This window comes from Serratia sp. CY56464 (assembly GCF_052168435.1).
GTDB classification, from domain to species: domain Bacteria; phylum Pseudomonadota; class Gammaproteobacteria; order Enterobacterales; family Enterobacteriaceae; genus Serratia; species Serratia marcescens.
The window spans coordinates 283,203-308,301 of sequence record NZ_JBJNMV010000002.1 but is presented as its reverse complement, the minus strand read 5'-3'; the positions used below and the strand labels follow the sequence as shown (position 1 = coordinate 308,301).

The window sequence follows — 25,099 nt, the reverse complement described above, 5'->3', positions numbered from 1 at the left end:
TTATTGATGACGTTATAATTGACATACGCCATGTATGTCAATTAACGTAACATACGTGGCGTATGTCAATGATGGACATTGAGCGAATACCGAGCCGCCAACATTCCGGAGCCCTTTCCATGGCAAATCCTTATTTCAAACTGTTCAACGCCCCGGGCAGCAAGGCGTTTTCCTCTGCCGGGCTAATCGCGCGCCTGCCGGTCTCGATGACCGGCATCGGCATCATTACCATGCTCTCGCAGGTACGCGGCTCTTATTGGCTGGCGGGCGCGGTGGCAGCGACGTTCGCCTTTTCCATGGCGCTGCTTGCGCCGCAAATCGCGCGCGCGGCGGATCGTCACGGCCAAAGCCGCGTGTTGCCGTATGCCACCGGGATCAGCGCGATCGCCCTGCTGCTGCTGTTGCTCTGCACCCACTATCGGGCACCGGACTGGACTCTGTTTGTCTTCGCCGCGCTCGCGGGCGGCATGCCCAGCATCTCCGCGATGGTCAGGGCCCGCTGGAGCGAAATTTATCGCGGCACGCCACAGCTGCACACGGCATTTTCATTCGAGTCCGTATTGGACGAGGTGGCCTTTATCGTCGGCCCACCGATCGCCGTGGGGCTTAGCGTTTCACTCTTCCCAGAGGCCGGCCCTCTGGTAGCCGCCATACTTCTGGTGGCGGGCGTTGCGGCATTCGCCGCGCAAAAAAGCACCCAGCCCCCGGTTTACGCCCACAATAACCAGCGGCAGCGCGCCATCCTGACCATGCCGTCGATGCAGATCCTGGTGCTGGCGCTGATCGCCCTCGGCACCATCGTCGGCACCGTGGACGTCATCAGCGTGGCCTTCGCCGAGCAGCAAGGGCAGCCGGCCGCCGCCAGCATCGTACTGTCGGTTTACGCGTTCGGCTCCTGCCTGGCCGGGCTGATTTTCGGCGCAATGAAAATCCCCGTCCCCTTGCCTCGTCTGTTCTTATACGCGGCGTTCGCCACCGCTTTCACCACCTTGTCGCTGCTGTGGGTGCACAATGTCTTAACGCTGGCGGCGGCGATGTTTGTCGCCGGATTGTTTTTTGCGCCGACCATGATCGTTGCCATGGGGCTGGTTGAAAACATCGTGCCGCCCTCCCGGCTGACGGAAGGATTGACCTGGATGGTCACCGGCCTGGGGATAGGCGTAGCGTTCGGCGCAGCCCTGGCGGGCCTGGCGATCGACGCTGCGGGGATAACGGCCGGCTTTGGCGTTACACTCACGGCCGGCCTGGTCGTACTGCTGGTGGCGGCCGGCGGCTATCGCCTAATGCGGCGAACGCTGGCCTTGAAAGCGGCGTGAATCGCCCGCGCTAGGCGCTTTCCCAAATCGCCTTGCCCTGCCAGCGCCGTTCGATCGCCGCCAGGAACAGTTTCACCTTGGGGGAGAGATGGCGCCGGCTGGGATAGACGGCGCAGATCGGCGGCCCAGGGCGACAATAGCGTTCCAGCACCGGCACCAGCGTGCCGGCCGCAATCTGCTCGCCGACCAGAAACGCCCCCACCTGACACAGACCGGCCCCGGCGACGGCCGCATCCCGCAAGGCCTCGACGTTGTTGAAACGCATCCGGCCGCGCACCGGCTGTTCGTGCAGTTGGCCGTTGACCAAATAGCGCCAGGGCGCCGACAGCCCCTGATGACTGAAGACCAGCGTCTCGTGATCGCCCAACGCCTCCGGTTTCGCAGGCGCGCCGTGCCGCGCCAGATAGTCCGGCGCCGCGCAGGTGATCAGGCGATGCGGCGCGAGCACCCGCCGCACCAGTCGGCTGTCGTCGCTGCCGCCGACGCGGATCGCCACGTCGATGCCGTCGCGCACCAAATCGCTGTAATCGTCGGAAAAGCTGACGTCGGCGTCCACCTCCGGCCACTGTGCCAAAAACTCCCGCAAAATCGGCAAAATGTGCAACCGCCCCAGCGAGACCGGCAGATCCAGCCGCAGCCGCCCGCGCGGGGTTTGCCGCCGCGTATTGAGCGCCGTTTCCGCCTCTTCGGCCTGTGACAGGATGCGCTGCGCATACTCGTAAAACACCGCGCCGTCTTCGGTCAGGCTGACGCTGCGCGTGGTGCGCTGCAGCAGCCGGGTCGCCAATTGCGCCTCCAATCGGTTCACGCATTTTCCCGCCGCCGATCGGGAGATGCCCAGCCTCTCGGCCGCCAGCGTGAAGCTGCAAGCGTCGGCGACGCGAATGAATACCAGCAGGTCGGTCAGGTTATCCAACGGCATAGACGGTAAATTAGCCACGATTTGTCCCCAATGTTGCGCAATCAGGCCAGTTTATCAGCCATTTTGGCGCGGATACACTGAGGTTATTCATCTGTTGGGAGGATCCTTATGAGTGCCTTACACGCCGGCGGCGGCGCAAAGTCTTGGCTGGCGACCTTCGCCATCGGCCTGTCCACCTTTACCGTCGTCACCGCAGAAATGCTGCCCGTCGGGCTGCTGACTCCGATCGTCAGCACCTTGAACGCATCGACAGGCCGTGCCGGGCTGCTGATTTCCCTGCCGGCCCTGTTCGCCGCGCTGTTCGCCCCGCTGGTGGTGCTGGGCGCCCGGCGCACGGATCGCCGCAGCCTGTTGGTGGGCTTTCTGCTGCTGCTGATCGCCGCCAACCTGCTGGCCGCCGCCGCCACCTCCCTGGCGCTGCTGTTCGCCGCGCGCATCCTGCTGGGCTTTTGCATCGGCGGTATCTGGGCCATCGCCGGCGGGCTGGCGGAACGCCTGGTGCCGCCGGCCTCCGTCGGATTGGCGCTGTCCATCATCTTCGGCGGCGTAGCGGCGGCCTCGGTGTTCGGCGTGCCGCTCGGGGTATTCCTCGGCGAAGCGCTGGGCTGGCGCATGGCGTTTCTGGCGGTCGCCGTTCTGGCGGCGCTGACCCTGCTCCTGCTGGTGTGCGTGCTGCCGCCGCTGCCGGTCACGCAGGCGATCGGCTGGCGGTCGTTCACCGCGCAACGCGCGAATCGCCGGCTGCTGACCGGGCTGCTGCTGACGTTTCTGCTGGTCGCCGGCCACTTTATGGCTTACACCTTTGTCCGCCCGCTGCTGCAGACGGTCTCCGGCATCGAGAGCCGCTGGGTGGGGCCGCTGCTGTTCGCCTACGGCATCGCCGGCCTCGTCGGGAATTTTATCGCCGGCCAGGCCGCCGCCAAACGACTGCGCCGCACCCTGGCGCTGATCGCCCTCGGGCTGGCGCTCGCCGTCCTGCTGCTGCCGCTGCTGGGCCACGCGCCGCTGAGCGGCGGCGCCTTCCTCCTGCTGTGGGGCATCGCCTACGGCGGCGTTTCCGTTGCGTTGATGGCGTGGATGCTCAAGGCGGCGCCCGATGCGGTCGAGGTCGCCTCTTCACTGTATATCGCGCTGTTTAACCTGGCGATTTCCTGCGGTTCGCTGGTGGGTGGGCTGGTGGTGGATGCCGGCGGCCTGACGATAAACGGCGCGCTGTCCGGCCTGGTGCTGCTGCTGGCGTTGGCCATCCTGATGGGGACCCGGCGGCAGATGCCGAAAACGGCGGCGAAAGCCGATTCGCCGCCGGGGTGAATCAGGCGCGGCGCTGCCGCAGGCCGTAAACCAGCACCACCGCGAAGCACAGCAGCGGCAGCAGATAAGAGAGCGCGGTGCTGTAACGGTCGGCCAGCGCCCCCATAAAGTACGGCATGATGGCGCCGCCGACGATCGCCATGATCATGAACGAGCTGGCACGCTTGGTGTGCTTGCCCAGATTTTTCACCCCCAGGGCAAAAATGGTCGGGAACATGATCGACATAAAGAAGAACACCGCGATCAGCGCCACCACCGATACGCCGTCGACGCTCAGCATCACCACGCCGCACAGCGCGATGTTGATCAGCGCATAGACCGCCAGCAGCGTCGCCGGTTTGACTCGCCCCATCAGCCAGGTGCTGAAGAAGCGCCCGACCATAAAGCAGATCATGGCGATCGACAGCAGGTAAGAGGCGCTCTGGTTAGACACCTCGCGCCAGTGCTCGGTGGCGTAGTTGATGAAGAACGCCCCGACGCCCACCTGCGCCGCCACGTAGAAGAACTGTGTGATAACCCCGCCGACGAAATGCGGATGCTGCCACAATCCCTGCGCTATCACGCCGTGCACCGGCTTTTCCTCTTCGCGGATCGCCGGCAGCCGGGTGCGGCTGAACAACAGCGCGATCAGCAGCACCAGCGCGGCGATCGCCACATAGGTCATCTTCACAGCGCTCTGATCGCCATCGCCGGCGGACTGACTGGCGGAGAAGAACAGCGTGCCGCCGATCAGCGGGCCGATAAACTGCCCGAGGCCGTTGAACGACTGCGCCAGGTTGAGCCGCCGTTCGGCGCCCTGCGCGTCGCCCAGCACCGTGGCGTACGGGTTGGCCGCCGTTTCCAGGCACCCCAGGCCGCTGGCGATGACGAACAGCGCGAACAGGAATACGCCGAAGCTGTTGGCCGACGCCGCCGGCACGAACAGCAACGCCCCCAGCGCGTACAGGCACAGCCCGACCAGAATGCCCGCCTTATAGCCCTTGCGATCCATAAAGTACCCGGCGGGCAGCGCCACCAGGAAGTAGGCGCCGAAGTAGGCCGCCTGCAGCAGCCCCGACTGCGCCTTGGTGACGTGCAACGTCTCCTGAAAATGTTTGTTCAATACGTCCAGCAGGCCATAGGACAGCCCCCACATGAAGAACAGGCTGGTGACCAGGATAAAGGCCCAGCGCAGATTGGCGGTCACGGGGACGCCCGGCTGCGCGGAGGCCGCACTTTTTTCAGCAAGCATGGTGATACCCTCGTATCGTCTGGCGATGATGATGTTGGCGTTATTGCTGTTGCAGAGAGAAAATCCGCGCCATTTCCACCCATTTTTCGCCCTGCGGCGTCCAGGGGGTGGCGGCCTGGTAGTGCCACATCAGCGCTTCCCATCGCTGTACTTCGGGGTTGTTCAGGCTGGCGGCGTCAAAGCGCGCGGCGTCGAAATCGGCGCTGACCTCCACGATCATGAACAGCCGGGTGCCCAACCGGTAAATTTCCATGTCCAGAATGCCGTGCTCGCGCAAATGCGCGGCGATGCCCGGCCAAATGCGCTGATGATGCTGCTGGTACTCCGCAATCAGCGCCGGTGAGTCAATCAGATCGAGCGCCTGGCAGAAACGGCGCCGCCCTGCCGCCGCGCCGCTCACGTCAGCGCCCGATCGAGATGCAGGTAGCCGCCGTCCACCGACAGCCACTGCCCGGTGGTATGCGATGACCGCGACGACAGCAGAAACGCCACGGTATCGGCGATCTCCTGCGGCGTAGTCATGCGCTGCCCGAGCGGAATGCGCGCGGTAATTTTCTCCATCTGCCGCTGCGGCTCGGCGAAGGTGTTGAGCCAGCGCTGGTACTGCGGGGTGATCACCTCCGCCGGCACCACCGCGTTCACCCGTACCCCGTCATGGCGCAGCGATACCGCCCATTCGCGCGTCAGCGCCAGCACCGCGCCCTTGGCGGCGGTGTAGCCGCTGGTGCCGCCCTGGCCGCTGAGCGCGGTCTTGGAGGCGATGTTGACGATAGCGCCCCGGCTCTCCCGCAGCGCCGCCTGGCACAGGTGCGCCATCAGGTAGTAGTGCACCAGGTTCTTTTCCAGCGAACCGACGAACGCTTCACGCCCCGCCTCCAGCCCGACGCCGTCATTGACCCCGGCGTTATTCACCAGCCCGTCGACGCGGCCGAAGGTCGCCAGCGTCTGGCTGACCGCGCGGCGGCAGGCCGCCTCATCGCACAATTCGGTGAGGATCACCTCGGTGTGCGGCTGCAGCCGCTGCAAATCGGCCAGCAGCGCCGCCTCCGGCGCGGCGTTGGTGACCAGCACCGGGATCGCCCCCTCTTCAGCCAGCACATGAGAAATCGCCGCGCCGATGCCGGCACCGCCGCCGGTGACCAGCACCACCTTATCTTGCAGATACAGATCCATAACCAGACTCCGTTAAACCGTAAATTCGCCAGGCGGTGTCGCCCCAAATCGCCGCCTGCTCGGCAGCCCCCAGCGTCGACAGCGCCCGTTCGCACAGTTGCACCACCTGGCGGTAGTCGCCGGCCAGCAGGCACACCGGCCAGTCGGAGCCGAACATCAGCCGCTGCGGGCCGAACGCCTCCAGCGCGGCGTCGAAGAACGGCAGCAGTTCCTCCGCCCGCCACCGGCCGCCCGGCGCCTCGGTGATCAGGCCCGAAAGCTTGCAGGCCACGTGCGGCAGCGCCGCCAGCGGCCGGATTTGCTGCGCCCAGTGCCGCGCGCCGCGCGCGATGTCCGGCTTGCCGAGGTGATCCAGCACCAGCCAGTGCTCGTCATGGCGGGCGGCGAACGACGCCACGGCCGCCAGATGCCGATGCGTCACCAGGATCTCGTACACATACCCGGCGCGCTGCAGCGTTTGCATGCCACGTTCCACCTCCGGCCGCGCCAACCAGGCCGCCGGATCCGCTTCGTCCTGCACCTGATGACGCACCCCGCGCAGCGCAGCGCGCGGCCTCAGGGCCTCCAGACGCTGCGCCAGCTGCGGCGCGGCGATATCCAACCAGCCCACCACGCCGCATACGCCTTCGCTCCGTTCAGCCAGCGCCAGCAAGGCCAGCGTCTCTTCCTCGCTGGGGCGCGCCTGCACCGCCAGCGCGCCGTCGAAACCGTGTTCCTGCAACAGCGGCCGCAGCCGGGGCGGATCGAAATCCTGCCGCAGCACGCGCATCCGCTCGTCGATCCACGGGTAATGCTGCGGGTGGTAGCGCCAGTAGTGCTGGTGAGCGTCGATGCGCGGCATGCGAACCTCCCGCTTCACCCGCGGAACCGGTATTGCTCGATCGACGACGGATGCATCTCGATCGAGTAACCGGGCCGGCTCGGCGGCATGTAGGCCGCGCCGTTGATCACGCAGGGATCGACAAAGTGTTCATGCAAATGATCGACGTACTCGATCACCCGGCCTTCGTGGGTGCCGGCGATGCACAGGTAGTCGATCATCGACAGGTGCTGCACGTATTCGCACAGCCCGACGCCGCCGGCGTGCGGGCAGACCGGCAGCTGGTATTTGGCCGCCATCAGCATCACCGCCAGCACTTCGTTGACGCCGCCGAGACGGCAGGCGTCGATCTGCACCACGTCCACCGCACCGCGCATGATGAACTGTTTGAACATGATGCGGTTCTGGCACATCTCGCCGGTAGCCACCTTGACCGGCGCCACCCCTTCGCGGATGCGGCGATGCCCTTCGACGTCGTCCGGGCTGGTCGGCTCTTCGATAAACCAGGGTTTGGCGAACGCCAGATGTTTCACCCACGGAATGGCTTCGTCCACCTCCCACACCTGGTTGGCGTCGATCATCAGCCGGCGATCCGGGCCGATCACCTCACGGGCGATGCGCACCCGGCGAATGTCGTCTTCCAGATCGCGCCCGACCTTCAGTTTCAGGTAGGAGAAACCGGCGTCGACCGCTTCCTGGCACAGGCGGCGCAGCTTGTCGTCCGGATACCCCAGCCAACCTGCCGAAGTGGTGTAGCAGGGGTAACCTTCCTGCAGCAGCCGCTCCAGGCGCCGTTCTTTGCCCTCGGCCCGCTGTTTCAGTAGCGCCAGCGCTTCCTGCGGCGTGATGCAGTCGGTGATGTAACGGAAGTCGATGCAGCGCACCAGCTCCTCCGGCGTCATCTCTGCCACCAGCCGCCACACCGGTTTGCCGACCGATTTGGCCCACAGATCCCACACCGCGTTGACCACCGCGCCGGTCGCCAGGTGAATGGCGCCTTTGTCCGGCCCGATCCAACGCAGCTGGCTGTCGCTGGTGAAGCGCCGCCAGAAGGCGCCCATGTCGGCGGCGATCGTCTCCAGCCGCTCACCGACGATCTGATGCTCCAGCGCGCGGATCGCCGCGCAGCAGATCTCGTTGCCGCGGCCGATGGTGAACGTCAGTCCGTGGCCACTGAGATCCGCGCGATCGGTCTCCAGGATCACGTAGGCGGCGGAATAGTCGGGATCCGGATTCATGGCGTCGGATCCGTCCAGCCCCAGCGAGGTGGGGAAACGAATGTCTTCAACCCGCAGTGCGGTAATGATGGTCATGGCGGCGCTCCCGGTTAAGCCTGTACGGTTTGCTGGCGCTGTTCGCCCAGCCCTTCAATGCCCAGACGCATCGTCTGGCCCGCCCGCAGGTAGATGGGCTGCGGTTTCTGCCCCATGCCGACGCCCGGCGGCGTGCCGGTGGAGATCACGTCGCCCGGCTGCAGGCTCATAAAGCGGCTGAGGTAGCTGACGATCTGCGGAATGCGGAAGATCATGGTGCTGGTGTTGCCGTCCTGATAGCGCTTGCCGTCCACCTCCAGCCACAAATTCAGGCTGTGCGGATCGGCGATCTCGTCGGCGGTCACCAGCCAGGGCCCGATCGGCCCGAAGGTGTCGCAGCCTTTGCCCTTGTCCCAGGTGCCGCCGCGCTCAATTTGATATTCGCGTTCTGAGACGTCGTTGATCACGCAATAACCGGCGACGTGGCGCATCGCATCCGCTTCGCTGATGTAGCGCCCGCCCAGGCCGATCACCACGCCCAGCTCCACTTCCCAGTCGGTTTTCTGCGAGCCGCGCGGGATCTCCACCCGGTCGTAGGGGCCGACCACCGCGCTGGTCCATTTGTTGAACACCACCGGTTCTTCAGGAATGGCCGCGCCGGTTTCCGCCGCGTGATCGGCGTAGTTCAGGCCGATGCAGATGAACTTGCCGATGCCGCCGACGCAGGCGCCGAGGCGCGGCTGCCCCTCGACCAGCGGCAATGCGGCGCTGTCCAGCGCACGCAGTTTGGCGAGCGACGCCGGCGATAACGCGGCGCCGCCCACGTCGGCGATATGCTGCGACAGATCGCGCAGGCGGCCCTGTGCATCCAACATGCCGGGGCGCTCTTGCCCAGGTTGCCCATAACGTAAAAGTTTCATGCGTTCCTCTCTCAAAAATGGCGGATCAGTTGCTCCAGCCGCCGTCGATGATCTGCACCGTGCCGGTGGTGTACGAACTGGCGTCGGAGGCCAGATACAGCGCCAATTGGGCGATTTCCTCGGTGGTGCCGATGCGCCCGATCGGCTGGCGGGCGACGAACGCCTGATACACCTCTTGCTCGCTGCGCCCCTGTTCGCGCGCCTGCTCGGCGATGCGCTGGCGCAGTGACGGCGATTCCACCGTGCCAGGGCAAATGGCGTTGCAACGGATGCCCTGGGTGACGTAATCCGCCGCCACCGAGCGCGTCAGGCCGATCACCGCCGCCTTGCTGGCGCTGTAGGCGAAGCGGTTCGGCACCCCTTTCACGCTCGAGGCCACCGAAGACATGTTGATGATCGAGCCTTTGCCGCGCGCCAACATGCCCGGCAGGAAGGCGCGGATCATGCGGAACATCGCGGTCACGTTGAGATCGAGCGCGAACGCCCACTGATCTTCGCTGCAATCGAGGATCGATCCGCTGTGCACTACGCCGGCGCAGTTGAACAACACGTCGATCGGGCCGATCGCTTCCGCCGCCGCCGCGATGGCGGCCGGATCGGTGACGTTCAGCGTCAGCGCGCGGATCCCGGCGCAGCCCTGCAGGCGCTCAAGGTTGATGTCGCTGGCGATCACGTCGGCGCCGGCGGCGGCGAACAGCCTGGCGGTAGTGAATCCGATCCCTTGCCCGGCGGCGGTGATCAGTACGCGTTTCCCGGTTAAATCCATCTTGACTCCTCGGCCTAAAGGTCTAATGGTCAGGCCACTAAGGGCGATTAAAGGTCAGGCCTCTAACATGACAAAAGACGCTTTACGCGTTATCGTTGGGGGAAGAAGTTAATAAAACAGCCTTGAAACCACATTTCAATTAACCATTTTTTTACACTTGAATAACGATTACTCAAGCGCCTTGTCGCATAATTGTGCGCCAAATCACTGAACGCCGAATCGTCAAAGGTCAAAAATGCCGATTACCCGACTGGAAAACCCAAGGATTTACAGACAGATAGCCGACCAGCTCAAACGTCTTATCGAGAATAACGAATTTCCGCCTGGCAGCCGCCTGCCTTCGGAGCGCGATCTCGCCCAGCAGTTGCAGGTCAGCCGCGCGTCGGTGCGCGAGGCGCTGATCGCGTTGGAAGTGATCGGCCTGGTGGACGTCAAGGTGGGCAACGGGGTGATCGTGCGTTCGCAAACGCCGCCGGCGGCGTCGCAGGAGTCGGTGATGGCCCAGGCCGGCCGCAACCAGTGGGCGGAGATCGACGACGAACTGAATATCGAGCTGGATTTCAACGCCGAGCTGCCGCCGTTTTCACTGCTGCAAACCCGCCTGCTGATTGAACCGGAGACCGCTGCGCTGGCCGCGCGCCACGCCACCGACGAGGAGCTGGCGGGCATCCGCGCCGCCTATGAGCAGAACTGCCGCGATAACCGCGCCGGCTCCGCCACCCACCCCGGCGATCGACTGTTCCACATCCGCATCGCCCAGGCCAGCGGCAATCCGGCTTACGCGTTCATCATCGGCCATCTGCTCGGCCACCGCTACGGCAGCATGTTCCGCGTGCTGCAGCGCCACTATACGCCGGACGACATGCCGCACCGTTCCGAGCTGGAACACCGGGCGATCCTGGCGGCGATCGAAGCGCGCGATGTGCGCGGCGCCCGCAAAGCGATGAAGGCGCACCTGGATGAAGTGATCGCCATTTTCGCCCGCGCGCAGTAAGCCGCCGGCGGTGAAAAAATTTTATCGCCACCGCTCTTTTTTCTACATGCAGCGGGGGGGTGGGCACATTACACTGGGCGATGGATTACGCCCTTTCCCGCTGCATTGTTAAATGGATAACGACCGTTGAAGAACTCTGTCTCCGCTTTATTGCTGGCGCTGGGCCTGTGCGCCGCGCCGCTGGCCGTGCAGGCCGCGCCCCCGCAGCTGGCTTCGCAAATCGTCGACCAGTATGCCGAACATATTTTCTACAACAGCGGCGCCACCGGCATGGCGCTGGTGGTGATCGACGGCAATCAGGTGGTTAACCGCAGCTTCGGCGACACCAAGCCCGGCAATAACCTGCGCCCGCGCCCGGATTCGCTGATCCGCATCGCCTCGATCACCAAGCTGATGACCAGCGAAGTGATGGTGAAAATGGCGGCGGCAGGTCAGGTCAAGCTGACCGATCCGCTGCGCAAGTACGCCCCCAAGGGCGCCTATGTGCCGTCTTACAACGCCGGCCAGCCGATCACGTTATTGAACCTGGCGACCCACACCAGCGCGCTGCCGCGCGAGCAGCCGGGCAAGAAGCCGCCGAAAACGCCGGTGTTCACCTGGCCGACCAAGGCCCAGCGCTGGCAGTGGCTGGCGCATGCCAACGTCACGGTGCCGCCGGGCGTGCGCGCCGCTTATTCCAACCTGGCGTACGATCTGCTGGCCGACGCGCTGTCGCGCGCCGCGGGCAAGCCTTACAGCGCGCTGCTGAAAGAGAAAATCACCGCGCCGCTCGGCATGGTCGACACCACGCTGACGCCGAGCCCTGAACAATGTTCGCGCCTGATGGTGGCGGCGGCCGGCCCAAGCGCCTGCCGCGACACCACCGCCGCGGCCGGCAGCGGCGGCGTCTACTCCACCCCGCGCGACATGCAGCGCTGGATGCAGCAGTTCCTCTCCTCCAGCGCCAGCGGCCCGCGCAAAGCCACCGCCGCCAGCGAGCAAACCATGTACTTCCAGCGCCACGATCTGGTGTCGCTGAAGGGCATGGACGTGCCGGGGCAAGCGGATGCATTGGGATTGGGCTGGGTGTATATGGCGCCGAAGGACGGGCTGCCGGGCATCATTCAGAAGACCGGCGGCGGCGGCGGATTCATTACCTACATGGCGATGATCCCGGCAAAAAACGTCGGGGTGTTCGTGGTGGTGACCCGCTCGGAGCTGAGCAAGTTCACCAACATGAGCGATCCGGTCAACCGCCTGGTGAGCGATCTGGCAGCCAACAAGAGCTGATATGCGGGGCGCAGCCTGCTGCGCCCCAACGCCTCAGGCCGGCACCGCCATCTGATGGATCACCGGATGGAAGTTGCGCTTGAAGTAGATCAGGCCGTTGCCGGCTTCGCTCAGCGCGATCTGCTTGATCTGCACCAGATACATCTGGTGGGTGCCGATGCTCTGGATCTGCTCGATCTCCCCTTCCAGGCTGGCCAGGGTATTGCGCAGCACCGGCTGCCCCAGCGCGCCGAGCTGCCACTCTTCCAGCCGGAAACGATCTTCCATGCTGACGCCGGTCATGCCGGCGAAGTGGCGCGCCATCAGCTCCTGCTCATGGTTGAGCACGTTGACGCACAGCCTGCGGTTTTCCTGAAACACCGGGTTCATCGCGCTGTTGCGGTTGATGCACACCAGCAGCGTCGGCGGCGTATCGGTCACCGAACATACCGCCGTGGCGGTGATGCCGCAGCGCCCCGCCGGGCCGTCGGTGGTGACGATATTCACCGCCGCCGACAGGCTGGCCATCGCGTCGCGAAAGCGCAGCCGCTGTTCATTTTCCTGAGACATACAACCTCCTCCTGAATTACTTCAGCAGATTATCCAACTGATTAATATCGTCATTGTTACGCAGGTGCGGCACCTTCCAGCCGTGCTGATCGTAATCGGCCAGGCACTTGTCGACCATCTGCATCATGCGATCCATGTTGCCGGATCCCTGCGCGTGGCGCAGGCACTGCAGGCGGATCTCATCCTGGCTGCCGGCGTAGTTGATCTCATACAGCTCGTGGCGCCCGCCGAACTCGCTGCCGATCGCATCCCACATCAGTTTGAGGATCTTGATGCGCTCGACGTGATCCATGCCGTCCGATCCGCGCACGTAGCGCGCCAGGTACTTGTCGATCTCCGGGTTGTTCATGTCGCGCACGCTGGACGGCAGGTAGATCAAGCCGCTGGTGACGTTCTTCTCGATGATGTGTTTCACCTTGGTGTAGGCCATCGGCGCCATCACGCGGTAGGTTTGCAGCGCGGCGGAATCCGGCAGGTAAGCGCCGTTTTCCCATTGCGTGGCTTCGGCGCACATTGCGTCGCTCAGCGACCAGAACAGGTTGCGCCAGGCCACCACTTCACCCAGATCGGCCTGCACGCCGCGGAACTCCAGCACGCCGGTGCACGAGAGGCTCTTTTGCAGCAGCGCGGTGATGAAGTCCATCTTCACAGCCAGGCGCACGCAGGCCTGCAGCGGGAACAGCCGGGCGAAACCGCCCTGGGTGCTCCAGCGGCGACAGCGGTCGAAATCGCGGTAGATCAGCACGTTTTCCCACGGGATCAGCACATGATCCATGATCAGGATCGCGTCGTTCTCGTCGAAGCGGCTGGTCAGCGGGTAGTCGAACGGCGAACCGGTCGCGCCGGCCACCAGCTCGTAGGAGGCGCGTGAAATCAGCTTCACCCCTTCGGCGTCCATCGGCGCCACGAACATCAGCGCAAAGTCCGGGTTATCGCCCATCACCTGCGCTGAACCGAAGCCGATGAAGTTGTAGTGGGTCAACGCCGAGTTGGTGGCCACCACTTTGGCGCCGCTGACGATGATGCCGGCGTCGGTCTCTTTCTCCACCTGAATGTAGACGTCCTTCACCTCGTTGACCGGCTTATGGCGATCGATCGGCGGGTTGACGATGGCGTGGTTGAAATAGAGCCCGGTTTCCTGAATGCGTTTGTACCAGTGGCGCGCGTTATCGGCGAATTGACCGTAGAACTCCGGATAAGCGCCCAGCGCGCAGCCGAAGGCCGCTTTATAATCCGGCGTGCGCCCCATCCAGCCGTAGCTTTGACGCGACCAGTCGGCGATGGCGTCACGCTGCTGACGCATCTCTTCCGGGCTGCGGGCGTAGCGGAAGAATTTGTGGGTATAGCCGCCGTTGCCGGTGTCGGTATTCCAGCACAGGCGATCCTGGCTGGCCGGATCGTGCAGCGCGTCGTACAGCTGGCCGACAGACGCCGCCGCGTTGCGGAACGCCGGGTGGGTGGTGACGTCTTTCACGCGCTCGCCGTAAATGTAGATTTCGCGGCTGTCCTGCAAACTTTTCAGGTATTCGGCGCCGGTGAATGGGCGTTTGCTGTCGGCACGAAAGTCTTCTGGTTTCATCGGGTCTTCCTCGTCATCGGCATTTTTCAGGCCGTGGAGTCGGCCATTTGTTAAAATAATGTTTTCTTTTGGTTGCTTAATTGAAGCTGCCAAAGCCGGTTTCGAGAAGAGACTTTTGCGGCAATCGCCGGTACTTTTCAGGTCAGTTTGCCGCTTTCGCGGCAAACTGTGATCGCGGTTACGAAAGGGCGTGTTGCGCCGCGCGGTAGGTCGAGGGGGAACAGCCTTCCAGCCGATTGAAAAAACGGGCGAAATAGGCCGGATCCTTGAAGCCGAGGCTGTAGGCGGTTTCATGCACCGTGCAGGCGCTGAACAGCAGCATGCGCTTGGCCTCGCGCAGCAGCCGATCGAAGATCAGCCGTTTGGGCGGCCGGTTGGCGAAGCGCCGACACAGATCGTTGAGCCGCGATTCAGTCACCCCCAACGCCTGCGCATACTCCGGCACCGGCAGGTGCTCGCGAAAACGCTCGTCCACCATCTTGTTGAAGCGCTGGAACAGCTGCAGTTCGCCGCGCACGCCGCTGTTGGCGCTGTCTTCCAGCGCGGTGTTGCGCAGCAGCAGCGTGAACACCGCCTGCGCCAACAGCGCCAACGTCTGTTCTCGCCCGGCCAGGTTCTGCGCGAACTCGCGGCGGATCAGCGCCCAGTAGTGGCTGAGCGCCGTCAGTTCCTGCGGCGCATCGGCCAGCGACAGGCAGATGCCCGGCATGTCCAGCGCCAGGTTGCTGCCGGGGTACAGGCGCTCCAGCAGCGGCCAAATCAGCTCCTGGCGCACCGTCAGCACGTGGCCGTCGCTGTCCGGTTCGGTGAAGAACGCATGCGGCACCGACGGCGGCGTGAGGATGAACAGCGGCGCTTGCACCGAATAGTGCTGATCGTCGAGCTGCAGCTCTATCTTGCCGGTCTCCAGGAAATGCACCTGGAAGAAGCAGTCGTGCCAGTGCACCTGCATGTCGCGGCCGAAGAATGCCGCCAGCCCGGCGAAGGTTTCGTAGTGCACCTCGTCGGCGGCGTAGCGCGCGTCATACTCTTTGCAAATATCGATGTTGGCGATAAAGCCGGTACTTTTCCGCACCTCATGACCTCCTGCAATCCTGCCTATCTGCGTATCAAGGCGTCGCTCTCGGGCGCGAATCCTTCATCGGGATGCGCCACACCAGCACGGCGCCAACGATCAACAGCGCCGAGACGAAATACAGCCCGGAGTTGAAGCTGCCGGTCAGATCCTTGAACCAGCCGATCAGCAGCGGGCTGAGCGCCGATCCGATGTTGCCGGTGGCGTTGATCACGGCGATCCCCACCGCTCGCGCTTCCAGGCTGATCGACTGATCCGGCGTGGTCCAGAAGATCGCCATGGCGGTAAAGGAACCGACCGACGCCATCACGATCCCCAGCAGCTGGATCAGGCTGTGATCGGTGGCGGACGCCAATAGCCAGCCGGCGGCGGCGAACAGGTACGGCAACGCGGTGTGATGCTTGCGCTCCTGCAGCCTGTCGGATCGTTTGCTCCACCACACCATGCCGGCGATGGTGCAGATCTGCGGGATCGCTGCCAGGATGCCGATCGTCACGTTGCTGCTGCCCTGGTTAAAGCTCTGCAGGATCTGCGGCGTCCAGATGTTGATCGCGCTCAGGGTGTTGGTCAGGCAGAAATAGGCCAGCGTGTACATCAGCACAATCGGCGTGCAGATCTCGCGCCACAGGCTGCGCTGCTGCAGCGCGCGGTGGCTGCTCGGCCCGTTGGGCTGCACCAGCTGCAGCTTGTCGGCCTCCATCATCGCCTTCAGGCTGGTTTTTTCCTCGTCGGTCAGCCACTTGGCTTTGGCCGGCGTGTCATCGAGATAGAACCACACCACCACGCCCAGCAGCACAGACGGAATGCCTTCCAGCAGGAACAGCCACTGCCAGCCCTTCAGGTTCATCACCCCATCCAGCGCCAGAATATAGCCGGAGACCAGCGAACCGATCGCCATGGTCACCGGCATGGCGATCATGAACAAGGCGTTGGCGCGGGCGCGGTAGAACGCCGGGAACCAGTAGGTGAGGTACACCAGAATGCCCGGCAGGAAGCCGGCCTCGGTGATGCCGACGATCATGCGCAGCACGTACAGGCTGGTCGGCCCGGTGGCGAACATGGTGCAGGTGGAAGCGATGCCCCACAGCACCATGATGGTGGCGATCCAGCGCCGCGCGCCGACCCGGCTCAGCATCATGTTGCTCGGAATGCCAAAGATCACGTAGGTGACATAGAACAACGTCGCCGCCAGCCCGAACATGGTCGAGCTGAGGCCGAGATCTTTGCCCATCGTCAGCCCGGCGAAGCCGATGTTGATACGATCGAGGAAAGAGAAAACAAACAACACGAACAGGAAAATGATCAGGCGCCGAAACAACTTTTTAATCACCGATTGCTCGGCGGCGGTTAACGCTTTATGTTGCTGCGCCGGGTTGGCCGGCGGCAGCGAATCGACGTGGTTCATGGTTCAGTAGACTCCCGATGAAGGCGCTTGCGCCCCGCCCTGTTTGAACTCGTTCGCCAGGGCTTCCGCAGCCCGCGCCAGCAGAGTGGTGTCCACCCCTACCGCAACGAACAGCGCACCGGCTTCCAGATAGCGCTGCGCCAGCGCCTTGTTGGCCATCAAAATGCCCGGAGCCTTGCCGGCGGCGCGGATGCGGGCAATCGCGTCGTCGATGGTGCGCTGCACCTCCGGGTGCTGCGGATTGCCGGCAAAGCCCATGTCGGCGCTGAGATCCGCCGGGCCGATAAACACGCCGTCCACCCCTTCCACCTGCAAAATGGCATCGAGGTTTTTCACCGCTTCGCGGGTTTCAATCTGCACCAGCACGCACATCTGCTCATCGGCCTGCTGCAGGTAATCGGGCACCCGGTTCCAGCGCGAGGCGCGCGCCAGAGCGCTGCCGACGCCGCGCACGCCGTGCGGCGGATAGCGCGTGGCGCGCACCGCGTCGCGCGCCTGTTCGGCGTTTTGAATCATCGGGATCAATAAGGTTTGCGCGCCGACGTCCAGCAGCTGCTTGATGATCACCGCGTCGTTCCACGGCGGCCGCACCACCGGCTGGCTCGGGTAAGGCGCGACCGCCTGCAGCTGCCCCAGCACCGTTTGCACGTTGTTGGGCGCATGTTCGCCGTCGATCAGCAGCCAGTCGAAACCGGCGCCGGCCAGCAGCTCGGCGCTGTAGCTGCTGCACAGGCCGAGCCACAGCCCGATCTGCGGGCGTTTTTCCTGCAGCGCTCGCTTGAAGTGGTTGGTTAACATCGCATTCTCCCTGACAAGCGGGTGCGCCGCGTGGCCCCCGCCCGGTTATTGCGGCCCGGTTCGCCGAGCCGGCTTATTAGACGAAGCGGCAGCTGATGCAGCCCATCGGGCCGTAGTCGACGTGGAAAGTATCGCCGCGCCGCGCCGGCACCGGCCGGGTGAAGGAACCGCCGAGGATCACCTGCCCCGCTTCCAGCTCAACCTCATACGGCGCCAGCTTGTTGGCCAGCCAGGCCACGCCGTTGGCCGGGTGGTTGAGCACCGCGGCCGCCACGCCGGACTCTTCAATCACGCCGTTGCGGTACAGCAGCGCGGAGATCCAGCGCAGATCCAGCGCATCCGGCTTGATCGGCCGCCCCCCCATCACCACCCCGGCGTTGGCGGCGTTGTCGGAGATGGTGTCGAACACCTTGCGCGGCCGCTGCGTCTCGGGATCGACGTTGTGGCTGCGCGCATCGATGATCTCCAGCGCCGGAATGACGTAGTCGGTGGCGTTGTAGACGTCGAACAGCGTGCAGTTCGGCCCGCGCAGCGGCTTGGCCAGCACGAACGCCAGTTCCACCTCCACCCGCGGCACGATAAAGCGATCGATCGGAATGTCGCTGCCGTCGTTGAAGAACATGTCGTCCAGCAACGCGCCGTAATCCGGCTCGGTGATCTGCGAGCTCACCTGCATGGCCCGTGAGGTCAGGCCGATCTTGTGGCCTTTGAGCGTGCGCCCCTCGGCGATCTTCAGTTCTACCCACTGCCGCTGAATGGCATAGGCGTCTTCAATGGTGATCTCGGGATGATCGAGCGACAGGGCGCGGATCTGTTCACGACTCTTTTCCGCCTGATGCAGGCGCTGCACGGCGCGGTTAACCTGCTCTTTATCCAGCATTTACGACCCCTTATTCACGCCTTGTTGAACAGCGCGTGGACATTGTTCTGTTTGTAATTCAGCACCGGATCCAGCTCTTCCATGGTGAAAGAGAGCGCCAGGTAACGCTGCGCCATCAGCGCGGCGAAGTGTTCCTTGATCAGCGCAAACAGCATCTCGCCCACCTGCTGCCGGCTTTCCAGACTGCGGCCGTGGCCGATCTTCAGCGTCATGTGCACGAAGGCGTAATCCTGTTTGCCGTCGGCCATCTGCCAGGTGTCGAGCCAGATGGCGCGGCTGCGCACGCCGGCCAGCGGGAAGATGCCGGTCGCCGCCAGCGCCTCGTTGACCTTGGCGAACAGGGTGGGCAAATCCGCCTCGCGGCGGATGTTGTCGGTGCATTCAGCGTAAAAATGGGGCATAGCGTTCTCCAGACGGCGCATAGGCGCGGGCACGGCCCGCGCAGCGGCATTTACAGCGTATTGCCAAGTTTGAAACCTTTTTCCGTATCGCCCTCGCGGGTATAGGAAAAACCGTCTGCGCCGATGGTGACGGCCATTTCGCTGGGCGCACTGCGCTCGATGACCGGCTGCGGCTGCCCATCGAGATCCAGCACCAACGAGCCTTCGGTGTACCAGCTCGGCACCACCGGATTGCCCCACCAGTCGCGGCGCTGGTTGTCATGCACGTCCCAGGTCACGGTCGGGTTGTCCGGATCGCCGGTATAGTAATCCTGCGTGTAGATTTCCACGCGGTGGCCATCGGGATCGCGCAGGTAGAGATAAAACGCGTTGGAGACGCCGTGACGGCCGGGGCCGCGTTCGATCACATCGGATTTTCGCAGCGCGCCGAGCTTGTCGCAGATGGCCAAAATGTTGTGCTTTTCATGGGTGGCGAAGGCGATGTGGTGCATGCGCGGCCCGGCGCCGCCGGTCATCGCGGTATCGTGCACCGTCGCCTTGCGGCGCATCCAGGCGGCGTAAACCACGCCGTCTTCATCGCGGATGTCTTCCGTCACGCGGAAGCCCAGCCCCTGGATGTATTCCACGGCGCGCGGCACGTCAGGGGTGATTTGGTTAAAGTGGTCGAGGCGCACCAGCGCGCCCGGCGTATACAGATCGTAGCGCCAGGCCAGACGCTCGACGTGCTGCACGTCGTAGAAAAACTCATACGGGAAACCGAGCGGATCTTCTACCCGCACCGCATCGCCGATGCCTTTGGCGAACCCGTTCACCCGCCGCTCGGTGCGGCAACCAAGCGCCTTGAAATACGCTTCGGCGCGATCGACGTCTTCCGGCGTGCGCACGCGGAAAGCAAACGCCGCCACGGCGGCGACCGGGCCTTCGCGCAGCACCAGGTTATGGTGAATGAACTCCTCCATCGAACGCAGGTAGAGGGTTTTATCCTCTTCGGCGGTCACGACCAGGCCGAGGATATCGACGTAAAATTCGCGTGCGGCTTGAAGGTTCGTGACCTGAATTTCCATGTAGGCACAGCGCACGACGTCGGGAGCAGGGACAGCATCAGTGGTCAGTTTTGTCGTCATTGTTCTCATCTCTTTCGTTATTATTGTGGCCTGAGGCTCAAACGCCCCATTTCGGGATCGGGTGGTCGCCCATGGAAATGCACACGTTCTTCATTTCGGCGAACACTTCGAAGCTGTATTCGCCGCCTTCGCGGCCGGTGCCAGAGGCTTTCACGCCGCCGAACGGCTGGCGCAGATCGCGCACGTTTTGGGTGTTGACGAAAACCATGCCGGCTTCAATGCCGCGGGCCAGGCGCAGAACCTTGCTCACATCCTGCGTCCAGATGTACGACGCCAGGCCGTACTCCACGTCGTTGGCCATGCGCAGGCCGTCTTCTTCCGACTTGAACGGCAACAGGCAGGCCACCGGCCCGAAGATCTCCTCCTGCGCCACGCGCATCCGGTTGTCGACATCCGCCAGCACCGTCGGGCGCAGGAAGTTGCCGTGGCTCAAACCGGCCGGTTTATCCGGGCCGCCGGCCAGCAGGGTCGCCCCTTCCTCCACCCCGAGGCGGATATAGCCGGAGACTTTTTCCCAGTGCTGCGGGCTGATCAGCGCCCCCACCTGGGTGTTGGGATCTTGCGGATCGCCCACGCGCAGACGGTTGGCGCGCTCGGCGAAGCGTTTGACGAATTCCGGGTAGATGCTCTCCTGAATGAAGATGCGCGAGCCGGCGGTGCAGCGTTCGCCGTTGATCGAGAAGATGGTGAACAGCGCGGCGTCGAGCGCCCGCTCGATGTCGGCGTCTTCAAAGATCAGCACCGGCGACTTGCCGCCGAGCTCCATGGAGAATTTCTTCAGCCCGGCGCTTTCGATGATGCGCCGGCCGGTGGCGGTGCCGCCGGTGAAGGAGACCGCGCGCACATCTTTATGGCGCACCAATGCGTCGCCGGCGGTGGCGCCGTAGCCCTGCACCACGTTCAGCACCCCGGCCGGAATGCCGGCCTCCAGCGCCAGCTCGCCCAGGCGATCGGCGGTCAGCGGCGACAGTTCGGACATTTTCAGCACCGCCGTGTTGCCCAGCGCCAGGCAAGGCGCGGTTTTCCAGGTGGCGGTCATGAACGGCACGTTCCACGGCGACACCAGCGCACACACCCCCACCGGCTGCACCAGCGTGTAGTTGAGCATCTTGTCGTCCACCGGGTAGGTCTTGCCGTTCATCTGCTGACACACCTCGGCGAAGAACTCGAAGTTGTGCGAAGCGCGCGGGATCAGCACGTTTTTGGTCTGATGGATCGGCAGGCCGGTGTCGGCGGTTTCCATTTCGGCGATCTGCGGCACGTTCTGGTCGATCAGTTCACCCAGACGGCGCATCAGGCGCGCGCGCTCTTTCATCGGCGTGTTGGCCCATTTGGGGAAAGCCTCTTTCGCGGCCGCCACCGCCTGGTCGATCTCCAACTGACCGCCGGAGGCCACTTCTGCCAGCACCTCGCCGTTCGCCGGGTTGGTGGTGGTGAAATACTCTTTGCTGGCGACGCTCTTGCCGTTGATCCAGTGGTTGATGGTTTTCATCGCAGGCTCTCCTCGTAATCTTTTTCACTGATAATGTGGTTAACCAGACGGCCGATGCCCTCGATCTCCACCACCACTTCATCGCCCGGCAGCACGTCGGCCAGCCCTTTCGGCGTGCCGGTGGCGATCATGTCGCCCGGCTGCAGCGTCATGAATTCGCTCAGGTAGGCGATCAGGAACGGAATGTCGAAAATCATGTCGGCGGTGCTGCCGCGCTGGCGCAGCTCGCCGTTGACGTAGGTGCTGAGCGCCAGCCGGTGCGGATCGGCGACGTCGTCGCGATCGACAATGTACGGCCCGATCGGCGTCAGGGTATCGCGGCTCTTCACCCGCAGATTCGGCCGGTAGTAGTTCTCCAGGTAGTCGCGGATGGCGTAGTCGTTGCACAGGGTGTAACCCGCCACATACTCCATGGCGCGCTCGCGGCTGACGTTGCGCGCGGTCTTGCCGATCACCGCCACCAGCTCGGCTTCGTAATGCATGTACTCCACGCCGGCCGGGCGTACCGACACCTGACGGTGGCCGGTCAGGGTGTTCGGCGCCTTGAGGAACACCAGCGGCTCTTCCGGCGCCTTGAATTCCAGCTCGCTGGCGTGGTCGGCATAGTTCAGCCCCAGGGCGAACACCGTGCCCTGCGCCGGCGGCAGCCATTCCACTTCGCGCTCCTGCAGCACCTCGCCGTTCGGCAGCGTGACGCGCAGCTGGTCGTCCACCTGAACGTTGACGATCTGGCCATGATGGCGAATACGGGCATGTTTCATGATGCAGCTCCTGCCTGGGTGACGCGGTTGGTGAGAGTGGGCAGGCCGGCGGCGCGCACCGTCACCTCATCCCCCGGTTTGATCTCCACCCGCTGGTGCGGGGTGCCGATCAGCACCGCATCGCCCGGCTGCAGGGTGATGAAATCGCTGATGGCGGCGATCAGTTCCGGCACCGAGCGCACCAGATCGGCGGTGGACCAGCGATCCTGCTCCACGCCGTTGATCTCGGTGACGATCTCCAGCCGATCGGCATTCTCCAGCTGGCCGATCTCTCCCAGCGGGCAGAACCCGTCGCGGCATTTGGCCTTGATCGCCGGGCGGTAGAAGCTGCTTTCCGGCAGGCTGACGTCGTTGGCCAACGCATACCCGGCCAGATAACGACCCACCTGCGCCGCCGGCACCTTGCGCGCGGTATCGCCGATGATCACCGCCAGCGTGCCGCCGCTCTGCACGGTTTCACCGGCCGGAAACGGGATCGCCCCGCCGTTGGCGAGGTGGGTGTTGCGCGGTTTGATAAACCACACCGGGGTTTTGGGCGGGGTTTGATACGGCGGCTGGTGAAACGCCTGATCCCAGGCGTCCAGTTGGCTGCGGTGGTTCAGCGCAACGGAAAATACGGTGCCTTTCATGCGAACTCCTCCAATGGCAAAACATGACAACCGGCATTCATTAACATATTAATGATTACTTTTATACGCTGTGCAGCTTTTACGCAACGCGCTTGGAATGATTTGTGATCGTGATAACAAAATATTCACAAACAACGAACATTGGCGTGATTATTCAACGCATTAATCATTTTTCTCGCCATTTTTCGCTGCGCCGCGCATTTTTGCTTTATCCCTACGGGTAACTTTGGCTACTATTAAGTTATTAACAAAATCGGGCTTTGCGGGGCAGGCGCCCCCATGACGAGCGCCGTAACAGCGAACACCTTGATAGCTAAGGCCAAACTTATGCATGAATCGTTAACCATCGCCCTGCTGCAGGCGCGTGAAACCGCCATGGGGTTCTTCCGCCCGATCCTGAAAAGCCACAACCTGACCGAACAGCAGTGGCGCATCATCCGCGTGCTGGCCAACAGCCGTTCAATCGAATTCCACGAACTGGCGGCGGAAACCTGCATCCTGCGTCCCAGCCTGACCGGCATTCTGTCGCGCATGGAGCGTGATAAGCTGATCTTCCGCCTCAAGCCGGTTAACGATCAGCGCAAGCTGTACGTGTCGTTGACCCAACAGGGCCAGGATCTGTATGAAGTGGCGCGCCACCAGGTGGAACAGGGCTACGCCGAGATTGAAGCCGCTTTCTCGCGGCAGAAAATGGACCAACTGATGACGTTGCTGGACGAGCTGATCACCCTGGGCGACAGCCTGCCCGCCAACGTCACCGCGCATCCCGCCAAGCAGTGATTTAACCAACCGGAATTCTCAAATTAATTGGCGTTGCAGCCAACAACGCTGCAGCGTCAAGTAAGCAGAGAATTCGTTTCCGGCAACAGCGCGCCGCCGTCCACCACCAGCGTCTGGCCGGTGATGTAGGCCGCCGCCGGCGAGGCGAGAAACACCATCGCCGCGGCGATGTCTTCCGGTTCCCCCAGCCGCCCGAGCGGCACCGCGGCGGCGATCGCCTGATTCACCTGCGCGTCGCCCAGGTTGGCCATCGCCGGCGTGCGGATCATCCCCGGCTCCACGCCGTTGACGCGAATGTTCTCCGCCGCCAGCTCCAGCGCCGCCGCGCGAATAAAGCCGTTCACCCCGGCCTTGGAGGCGGCGTAGTGCGCCAGCCCCGGATACGCCACCCGCGGGCCGGTCACCGACGAGGTCACCAGCAGGCTGCCGCCGCCGGCGCGGCGCATCCACGGCAGCGCCGCCTGCGCCAGAAAGAACGGCGCCATCAGATTGACGCTCAGCGTGCGTTGCAACAGGGCCGCGTCGATGGCAGCGAACGGCGTCAGCGGAAAATAGGCAGCGTTGTGGATCACCACATCCAGCCGTTGATGCCGCTCGCCCACCGCCGCCACCAACTCGGCTATCTGCCCCGGCTCGGCCAGATCGCAGGCCAGCGCCTGCACGCTCCCCCCTTCGTCCCGCAGCGTTTGCGCCGCCGCCTGCGCCTGCGGCAACTGCACGTCCGCGATCGTCACCTCGGCGCCCAGCCGGGCAAAGGCGCTGACGATCGCCAGCCCAATGCCCTGCGCGCCGCCGGTCACCAGCACCACCTGCCCCGCAAAAGCATCGGCCGCATAGGTTGCGCTCATCGCCCTATCCTCGCGGGTGGCGCGTGGTGTTCAGCACCTGCGCATGGGCGCCCACCGCAAAGTTGCTCAGCGCGCTGAAATCGCTGCCCTGATAACCGAGGATCTTGCCGTCGGTGCGCATGCCCTGCAGATCGATCATCACCACCCCCAGCGTCGGAATGATCTTCTCGCGCCAGACGAACAGATAAAGCTGCTCCGCCACCTTCACATAGTGGCAGCGATCGACATCCGCCAGCCCTTTCTCCACCCCGTCCAGACACTGCCAGGCGTAGAAGTTGTCGTTCAGGTAGATGTGCTCGTACCGCTCGGTCGGGCTGTAGGTGTACATGTTGCGCATGCCGATCAGCTCATCGGTAAAGCCCGGCGGCGCCACGTCGGCGTCATCCAGCGTGCCGAAGCGGAATTCGGCCTCGACCGCGGTCAGCGGCAGTCCCTGTTCCACCCGACTGAAGGCGTCAAGCCGCGTCTGCGCTTCGTCCGGCAGTTGGCCGTACACCGCGCTGAAGTTGCCCTGATTGCGGTCGCACACCAGCGTAATGCTGGCGTTGGCGCGGGCGGGATCGAGAAAATCGATGAACAACACGCCGGGGCGAATGCTGGTGGCGCGATAGGCGATACCGCGCCGTTCCCCCCACTCCAGCGTCTGCTCATCGGTAAACCGACAGCGCTGCGTCGCGCCGTCGCTAAAGCGCAGCGTCAACGTGGCGCCCGCCAGGCCGTGCTGCCGTTCCAGCGTGTTGCTGTGCGGCGCAAAACCTTCCGCCAGCGCGCCAACCTGAATGAATACCGCTTCTGAACTCATG

26 protein-coding genes are annotated in these 25,099 nt (G+C 63.8%); 5 read left to right on the top strand and 21 right to left on the bottom strand.

The genetic code is table 11. The features are described 5' to 3' along the window. The first annotated feature begins 119 nt into the window (after positions 1–119). Positions 120–1,316, top strand: coding sequence for an MFS transporter (locus tag ACJ8KE_RS15085; RefSeq protein ID WP_097102797.1), 1,197 nt, complete (start codon positions 120–122; stop codon positions 1,314–1,316). Positions 1,317–1,326: 10 nt separating this feature from the next. Here the strand turns inward: ACJ8KE_RS15085 and ACJ8KE_RS15080 are convergent, their stop codons facing one another. Further along, on the bottom strand, positions 1,327–2,238 hold the full coding sequence (locus ACJ8KE_RS15080; protein WP_097102799.1) for a LysR family transcriptional regulator: 912 nt from the start codon (positions 2,236–2,238) through the stop codon (positions 1,327–1,329). Positions 2,239–2,346: 108 nt separating this feature from the next. Here ACJ8KE_RS15080 and ACJ8KE_RS15075 point away from each other — a divergent pair, with 108 nt between their 5' ends. Further along, positions 2,347–3,549 (top strand): MFS transporter, encoded by a 1,203-nt coding sequence (locus tag ACJ8KE_RS15075; protein ID WP_442517299.1) that lies wholly within the window; start codon positions 2,347–2,349, stop codon positions 3,547–3,549. Between the two features lies 1 nt (position 3,550). Here the strand turns inward: ACJ8KE_RS15075 and fucP are convergent, their stop codons facing one another. From fucP to ACJ8KE_RS15040, 7 genes are read right to left on the bottom strand one after another with little or no spacing between them, the layout of a single operon-like run. After that, a complete protein-coding gene (gene fucP / locus ACJ8KE_RS15070) occupies positions 3,551–4,780 on the bottom strand; it encodes an L-fucose:H+ symporter permease (RefSeq protein ID WP_097102803.1) in 1,230 nt (409 codons plus the stop codon). Between the two features lie 40 nt (positions 4,781–4,820). Continuing rightward, entirely contained in the window at positions 4,821–5,180 is a 360-nt protein-coding gene (locus tag ACJ8KE_RS15065) for an L-rhamnose mutarotase (protein WP_015376547.1), read from the bottom strand. Then, positions 5,177–5,953 (bottom strand): SDR family oxidoreductase, encoded by a 777-nt coding sequence (locus ACJ8KE_RS15060; protein ID WP_097102805.1) that lies wholly within the window; start codon positions 5,951–5,953, stop codon positions 5,177–5,179. Before ACJ8KE_RS15060 ends, ACJ8KE_RS15065 begins: the two co-directional genes overlap by 4 nt. Continuing rightward, positions 5,931–6,794: an amidohydrolase family protein gene (locus tag ACJ8KE_RS15055; protein WP_097102807.1), complete on the bottom strand. Its 864-nt coding sequence runs from the start codon at positions 6,792–6,794 to the stop codon at positions 5,931–5,933. The genes ACJ8KE_RS15060 and ACJ8KE_RS15055 overlap by 23 nt, the downstream gene beginning before the upstream one ends. Before the next feature lie 14 nt (positions 6,795–6,808). Beyond that, on the bottom strand, positions 6,809–8,086 hold the full coding sequence (locus ACJ8KE_RS15050) for an L-fuconate dehydratase (protein WP_079451097.1): 1,278 nt from the start codon (positions 8,084–8,086) through the stop codon (positions 6,809–6,811). Between the two features lie 14 nt (positions 8,087–8,100). After that, complete coding sequence (locus ACJ8KE_RS15045) at positions 8,101–8,946, bottom strand: fumarylacetoacetate hydrolase family protein (RefSeq protein ID WP_028127877.1); 846 nt, start codon at positions 8,944–8,946, stop codon at positions 8,101–8,103. A gap of 25 nt (positions 8,947–8,971) precedes the next feature. Continuing rightward, complete coding sequence (locus ACJ8KE_RS15040; protein ID WP_097102809.1) at positions 8,972–9,712, bottom strand: SDR family oxidoreductase; 741 nt, start codon at positions 9,710–9,712, stop codon at positions 8,972–8,974. Between the two features lie 235 nt (positions 9,713–9,947). On the opposite strand from ACJ8KE_RS15040, the gene ACJ8KE_RS15035 reads away from it, so the two are divergent. Both ACJ8KE_RS15035 and ampH read left to right on the top strand, forming a co-directional pair. Continuing rightward, entirely contained in the window at positions 9,948–10,706 is a 759-nt protein-coding gene (locus tag ACJ8KE_RS15035; protein ID WP_004933150.1) for a FadR/GntR family transcriptional regulator, read from the top strand. Between the two features lie 126 nt (positions 10,707–10,832). After that, positions 10,833–11,975 (top strand): D-alanyl-D-alanine-carboxypeptidase/endopeptidase AmpH, encoded by a 1,143-nt coding sequence (gene ampH / locus ACJ8KE_RS15030; RefSeq protein ID WP_015376541.1) that lies wholly within the window; start codon positions 10,833–10,835, stop codon positions 11,973–11,975. Positions 11,976–12,008: 33 nt separating this feature from the next. Here ampH and hpaC read toward each other — a convergent pair whose 3' ends face one another. The 11 genes from hpaC to ACJ8KE_RS14975 form a co-directional block, all read right to left on the bottom strand. Then, positions 12,009–12,524 carry a 4-hydroxyphenylacetate 3-monooxygenase, reductase component gene (gene hpaC, locus ACJ8KE_RS15025; protein WP_016929186.1) on the bottom strand — a complete coding sequence of 172 codons (516 nt, stop codon included), beginning with the start codon at positions 12,522–12,524 and terminating at the stop codon, positions 12,009–12,011. Between the two features lie 16 nt (positions 12,525–12,540). Then, positions 12,541–14,103: a 4-hydroxyphenylacetate 3-monooxygenase, oxygenase component gene (gene hpaB / locus ACJ8KE_RS15020; protein WP_004933158.1), complete on the bottom strand. Its 1,563-nt coding sequence runs from the start codon at positions 14,101–14,103 to the stop codon at positions 12,541–12,543. 178 nt (positions 14,104–14,281) lie between these two features. Continuing rightward, on the bottom strand, positions 14,282–15,178 hold the full coding sequence (hpaA, locus tag ACJ8KE_RS15015; protein WP_004933161.1) for a 4-hydroxyphenylacetate catabolism regulatory protein HpaA: 897 nt from the start codon (positions 15,176–15,178) through the stop codon (positions 14,282–14,284). Between the two features lie 34 nt (positions 15,179–15,212). Then, positions 15,213–16,583 carry a 4-hydroxyphenylacetate permease gene (gene hpaX, locus ACJ8KE_RS15010; protein WP_016929187.1) on the bottom strand — a complete coding sequence of 457 codons (1,371 nt, stop codon included), beginning with the start codon at positions 16,581–16,583 and terminating at the stop codon, positions 15,213–15,215. 3 nt (positions 16,584–16,586) lie between these two features. Beyond that, positions 16,587–17,381, bottom strand: a complete 795-nt coding sequence (gene hpaI / locus ACJ8KE_RS15005) for a 4-hydroxy-2-oxoheptanedioate aldolase (RefSeq protein WP_074055321.1) — start codon at positions 17,379–17,381, stop codon at positions 16,587–16,589. Positions 17,382–17,457: 76 nt separating this feature from the next. Continuing rightward, entirely contained in the window at positions 17,458–18,261 is an 804-nt protein-coding gene (hpaH, locus tag ACJ8KE_RS15000) for a 2-oxo-hept-4-ene-1,7-dioate hydratase (RefSeq protein WP_004933170.1), read from the bottom strand. A 14-nt stretch (positions 18,262–18,275) separates the two neighbouring features. Next, entirely contained in the window at positions 18,276–18,662 is a 387-nt protein-coding gene (locus ACJ8KE_RS14995) for a 5-carboxymethyl-2-hydroxymuconate Delta-isomerase (RefSeq protein ID WP_004933172.1), read from the bottom strand. Between the two features lie 50 nt (positions 18,663–18,712). Next, the gene (gene hpaD / locus ACJ8KE_RS14990; RefSeq protein ID WP_025305186.1) at positions 18,713–19,786 is read right to left on the bottom strand and encodes a 3,4-dihydroxyphenylacetate 2,3-dioxygenase; all 1,074 of its coding nucleotides are present in this window, start codon (positions 19,784–19,786) and stop codon (positions 18,713–18,715) included. 37 nt (positions 19,787–19,823) lie between these two features. Continuing rightward, positions 19,824–21,278 carry a 5-carboxymethyl-2-hydroxymuconate semialdehyde dehydrogenase gene (hpaE, locus tag ACJ8KE_RS14985; protein ID WP_016929191.1) on the bottom strand — a complete coding sequence of 485 codons (1,455 nt, stop codon included), beginning with the start codon at positions 21,276–21,278 and terminating at the stop codon, positions 19,824–19,826. Continuing rightward, the gene (locus ACJ8KE_RS14980) at positions 21,275–22,039 is read right to left on the bottom strand and encodes a fumarylacetoacetate hydrolase family protein (RefSeq protein WP_079451100.1); all 765 of its coding nucleotides are present in this window, start codon (positions 22,037–22,039) and stop codon (positions 21,275–21,277) included. Before ACJ8KE_RS14980 ends, hpaE begins: the two co-directional genes overlap by 4 nt. Further along, a complete protein-coding gene (locus ACJ8KE_RS14975; protein ID WP_025305184.1) occupies positions 22,036–22,668 on the bottom strand; it encodes a fumarylacetoacetate hydrolase family protein in 633 nt (210 codons plus the stop codon). The genes ACJ8KE_RS14980 and ACJ8KE_RS14975 overlap by 4 nt, the downstream gene beginning before the upstream one ends. A gap of 327 nt (positions 22,669–22,995) precedes the next feature. On the opposite strand from ACJ8KE_RS14975, the gene hpaR reads away from it, so the two are divergent. Continuing rightward, complete coding sequence (gene hpaR, locus ACJ8KE_RS14970; RefSeq protein ID WP_004933183.1) at positions 22,996–23,448, top strand: homoprotocatechuate degradation operon regulator HpaR; 453 nt, start codon at positions 22,996–22,998, stop codon at positions 23,446–23,448. 56 nt (positions 23,449–23,504) lie between these two features. Here the strand turns inward: hpaR and ACJ8KE_RS14965 are convergent, their stop codons facing one another. Both ACJ8KE_RS14965 and ACJ8KE_RS14960 read right to left on the bottom strand, forming a co-directional pair. Further along, positions 23,505–24,296 (bottom strand): SDR family oxidoreductase, encoded by a 792-nt coding sequence (locus ACJ8KE_RS14965; protein ID WP_197758578.1) that lies wholly within the window; start codon positions 24,294–24,296, stop codon positions 23,505–23,507. Between the two features lie 4 nt (positions 24,297–24,300). Beyond that, on the bottom strand, positions 24,301–25,098 hold the full coding sequence (locus ACJ8KE_RS14960) for a MoaF C-terminal domain-containing protein (RefSeq protein ID WP_016929195.1): 798 nt from the start codon (positions 25,096–25,098) through the stop codon (positions 24,301–24,303). Position 25,099 lies beyond the last annotated feature (1 nt).

Coding starts and splice junctions, on each gene's coding strand:
- ACJ8KE_RS15085 (WP_097102797.1), top strand. CDS start 120: ATGGCAAATCCTTATTTCAAACTGTTCAACGCCCCGGGCAGCAAGGCG.
- ACJ8KE_RS15080 (WP_097102799.1), bottom strand. CDS start 2,238: ATGCCGTTGGATAACCTGACCGACCTGCTGGTATTCATTCGCGTCGCC.
- ACJ8KE_RS15075 (WP_442517299.1), top strand. CDS start 2,347: ATGAGTGCCTTACACGCCGGCGGCGGCGCAAAGTCTTGGCTGGCGACC.
- fucP (WP_097102803.1), bottom strand. CDS start 4,780: ATGCTTGCTGAAAAAAGTGCGGCCTCCGCGCAGCCGGGCGTCCCCGTG.
- ACJ8KE_RS15060 (WP_097102805.1), bottom strand. CDS start 5,953: ATGGATCTGTATCTGCAAGATAAGGTGGTGCTGGTCACCGGCGGCGGT.
- ACJ8KE_RS15055 (WP_097102807.1), bottom strand. CDS start 6,794: ATGCCGCGCATCGACGCTCACCAGCACTACTGGCGCTACCACCCGCAG.
- ACJ8KE_RS15050 (WP_079451097.1), bottom strand. CDS start 8,086: ATGACCATCATTACCGCACTGCGGGTTGAAGACATTCGTTTCCCCACC.
- ACJ8KE_RS15045 (WP_028127877.1), bottom strand. CDS start 8,946: ATGAAACTTTTACGTTATGGGCAACCTGGGCAAGAGCGCCCCGGCATG.
- ACJ8KE_RS15040 (WP_097102809.1), bottom strand. CDS start 9,712: ATGGATTTAACCGGGAAACGCGTACTGATCACCGCCGCCGGGCAAGGG.
- ACJ8KE_RS15035 (WP_004933150.1), top strand. CDS start 9,948: ATGCCGATTACCCGACTGGAAAACCCAAGGATTTACAGACAGATAGCC.
- hpaC (WP_016929186.1), bottom strand. CDS start 12,524: ATGTCTCAGGAAAATGAACAGCGGCTGCGCTTTCGCGACGCGATGGCC.
- hpaB (WP_004933158.1), bottom strand. CDS start 14,103: ATGAAACCAGAAGACTTTCGTGCCGACAGCAAACGCCCATTCACCGGC.
- hpaX (WP_016929187.1), bottom strand. CDS start 16,583: ATGAACCACGTCGATTCGCTGCCGCCGGCCAACCCGGCGCAGCAACAT.
- hpaI (WP_074055321.1), bottom strand. CDS start 17,381: ATGTTAACCAACCACTTCAAGCGAGCGCTGCAGGAAAAACGCCCGCAG.
- hpaH (WP_004933170.1), bottom strand. CDS start 18,261: ATGCTGGATAAAGAGCAGGTTAACCGCGCCGTGCAGCGCCTGCATCAG.
- ACJ8KE_RS14995 (WP_004933172.1), bottom strand. CDS start 18,662: ATGCCCCATTTTTACGCTGAATGCACCGACAACATCCGCCGCGAGGCG.
- hpaD (WP_025305186.1), bottom strand. CDS start 19,786: ATGACGACAAAACTGACCACTGATGCTGTCCCTGCTCCCGACGTCGTG.
- hpaE (WP_016929191.1), bottom strand. CDS start 21,278: ATGAAAACCATCAACCACTGGATCAACGGCAAGAGCGTCGCCAGCAAA.
- ACJ8KE_RS14980 (WP_079451100.1), bottom strand. CDS start 22,039: ATGAAACATGCCCGTATTCGCCATCATGGCCAGATCGTCAACGTTCAG.
- ACJ8KE_RS14975 (WP_025305184.1), bottom strand. CDS start 22,668: ATGAAAGGCACCGTATTTTCCGTTGCGCTGAACCACCGCAGCCAACTG.
- hpaR (WP_004933183.1), top strand. CDS start 22,996: ATGCATGAATCGTTAACCATCGCCCTGCTGCAGGCGCGTGAAACCGCC.
- ACJ8KE_RS14965 (WP_197758578.1), bottom strand. CDS start 24,296: ATGAGCGCAACCTATGCGGCCGATGCTTTTGCGGGGCAGGTGGTGCTG.
- ACJ8KE_RS14960 (WP_016929195.1), bottom strand. CDS start 25,098: ATGAGTTCAGAAGCGGTATTCATTCAGGTTGGCGCGCTGGCGGAAGGT.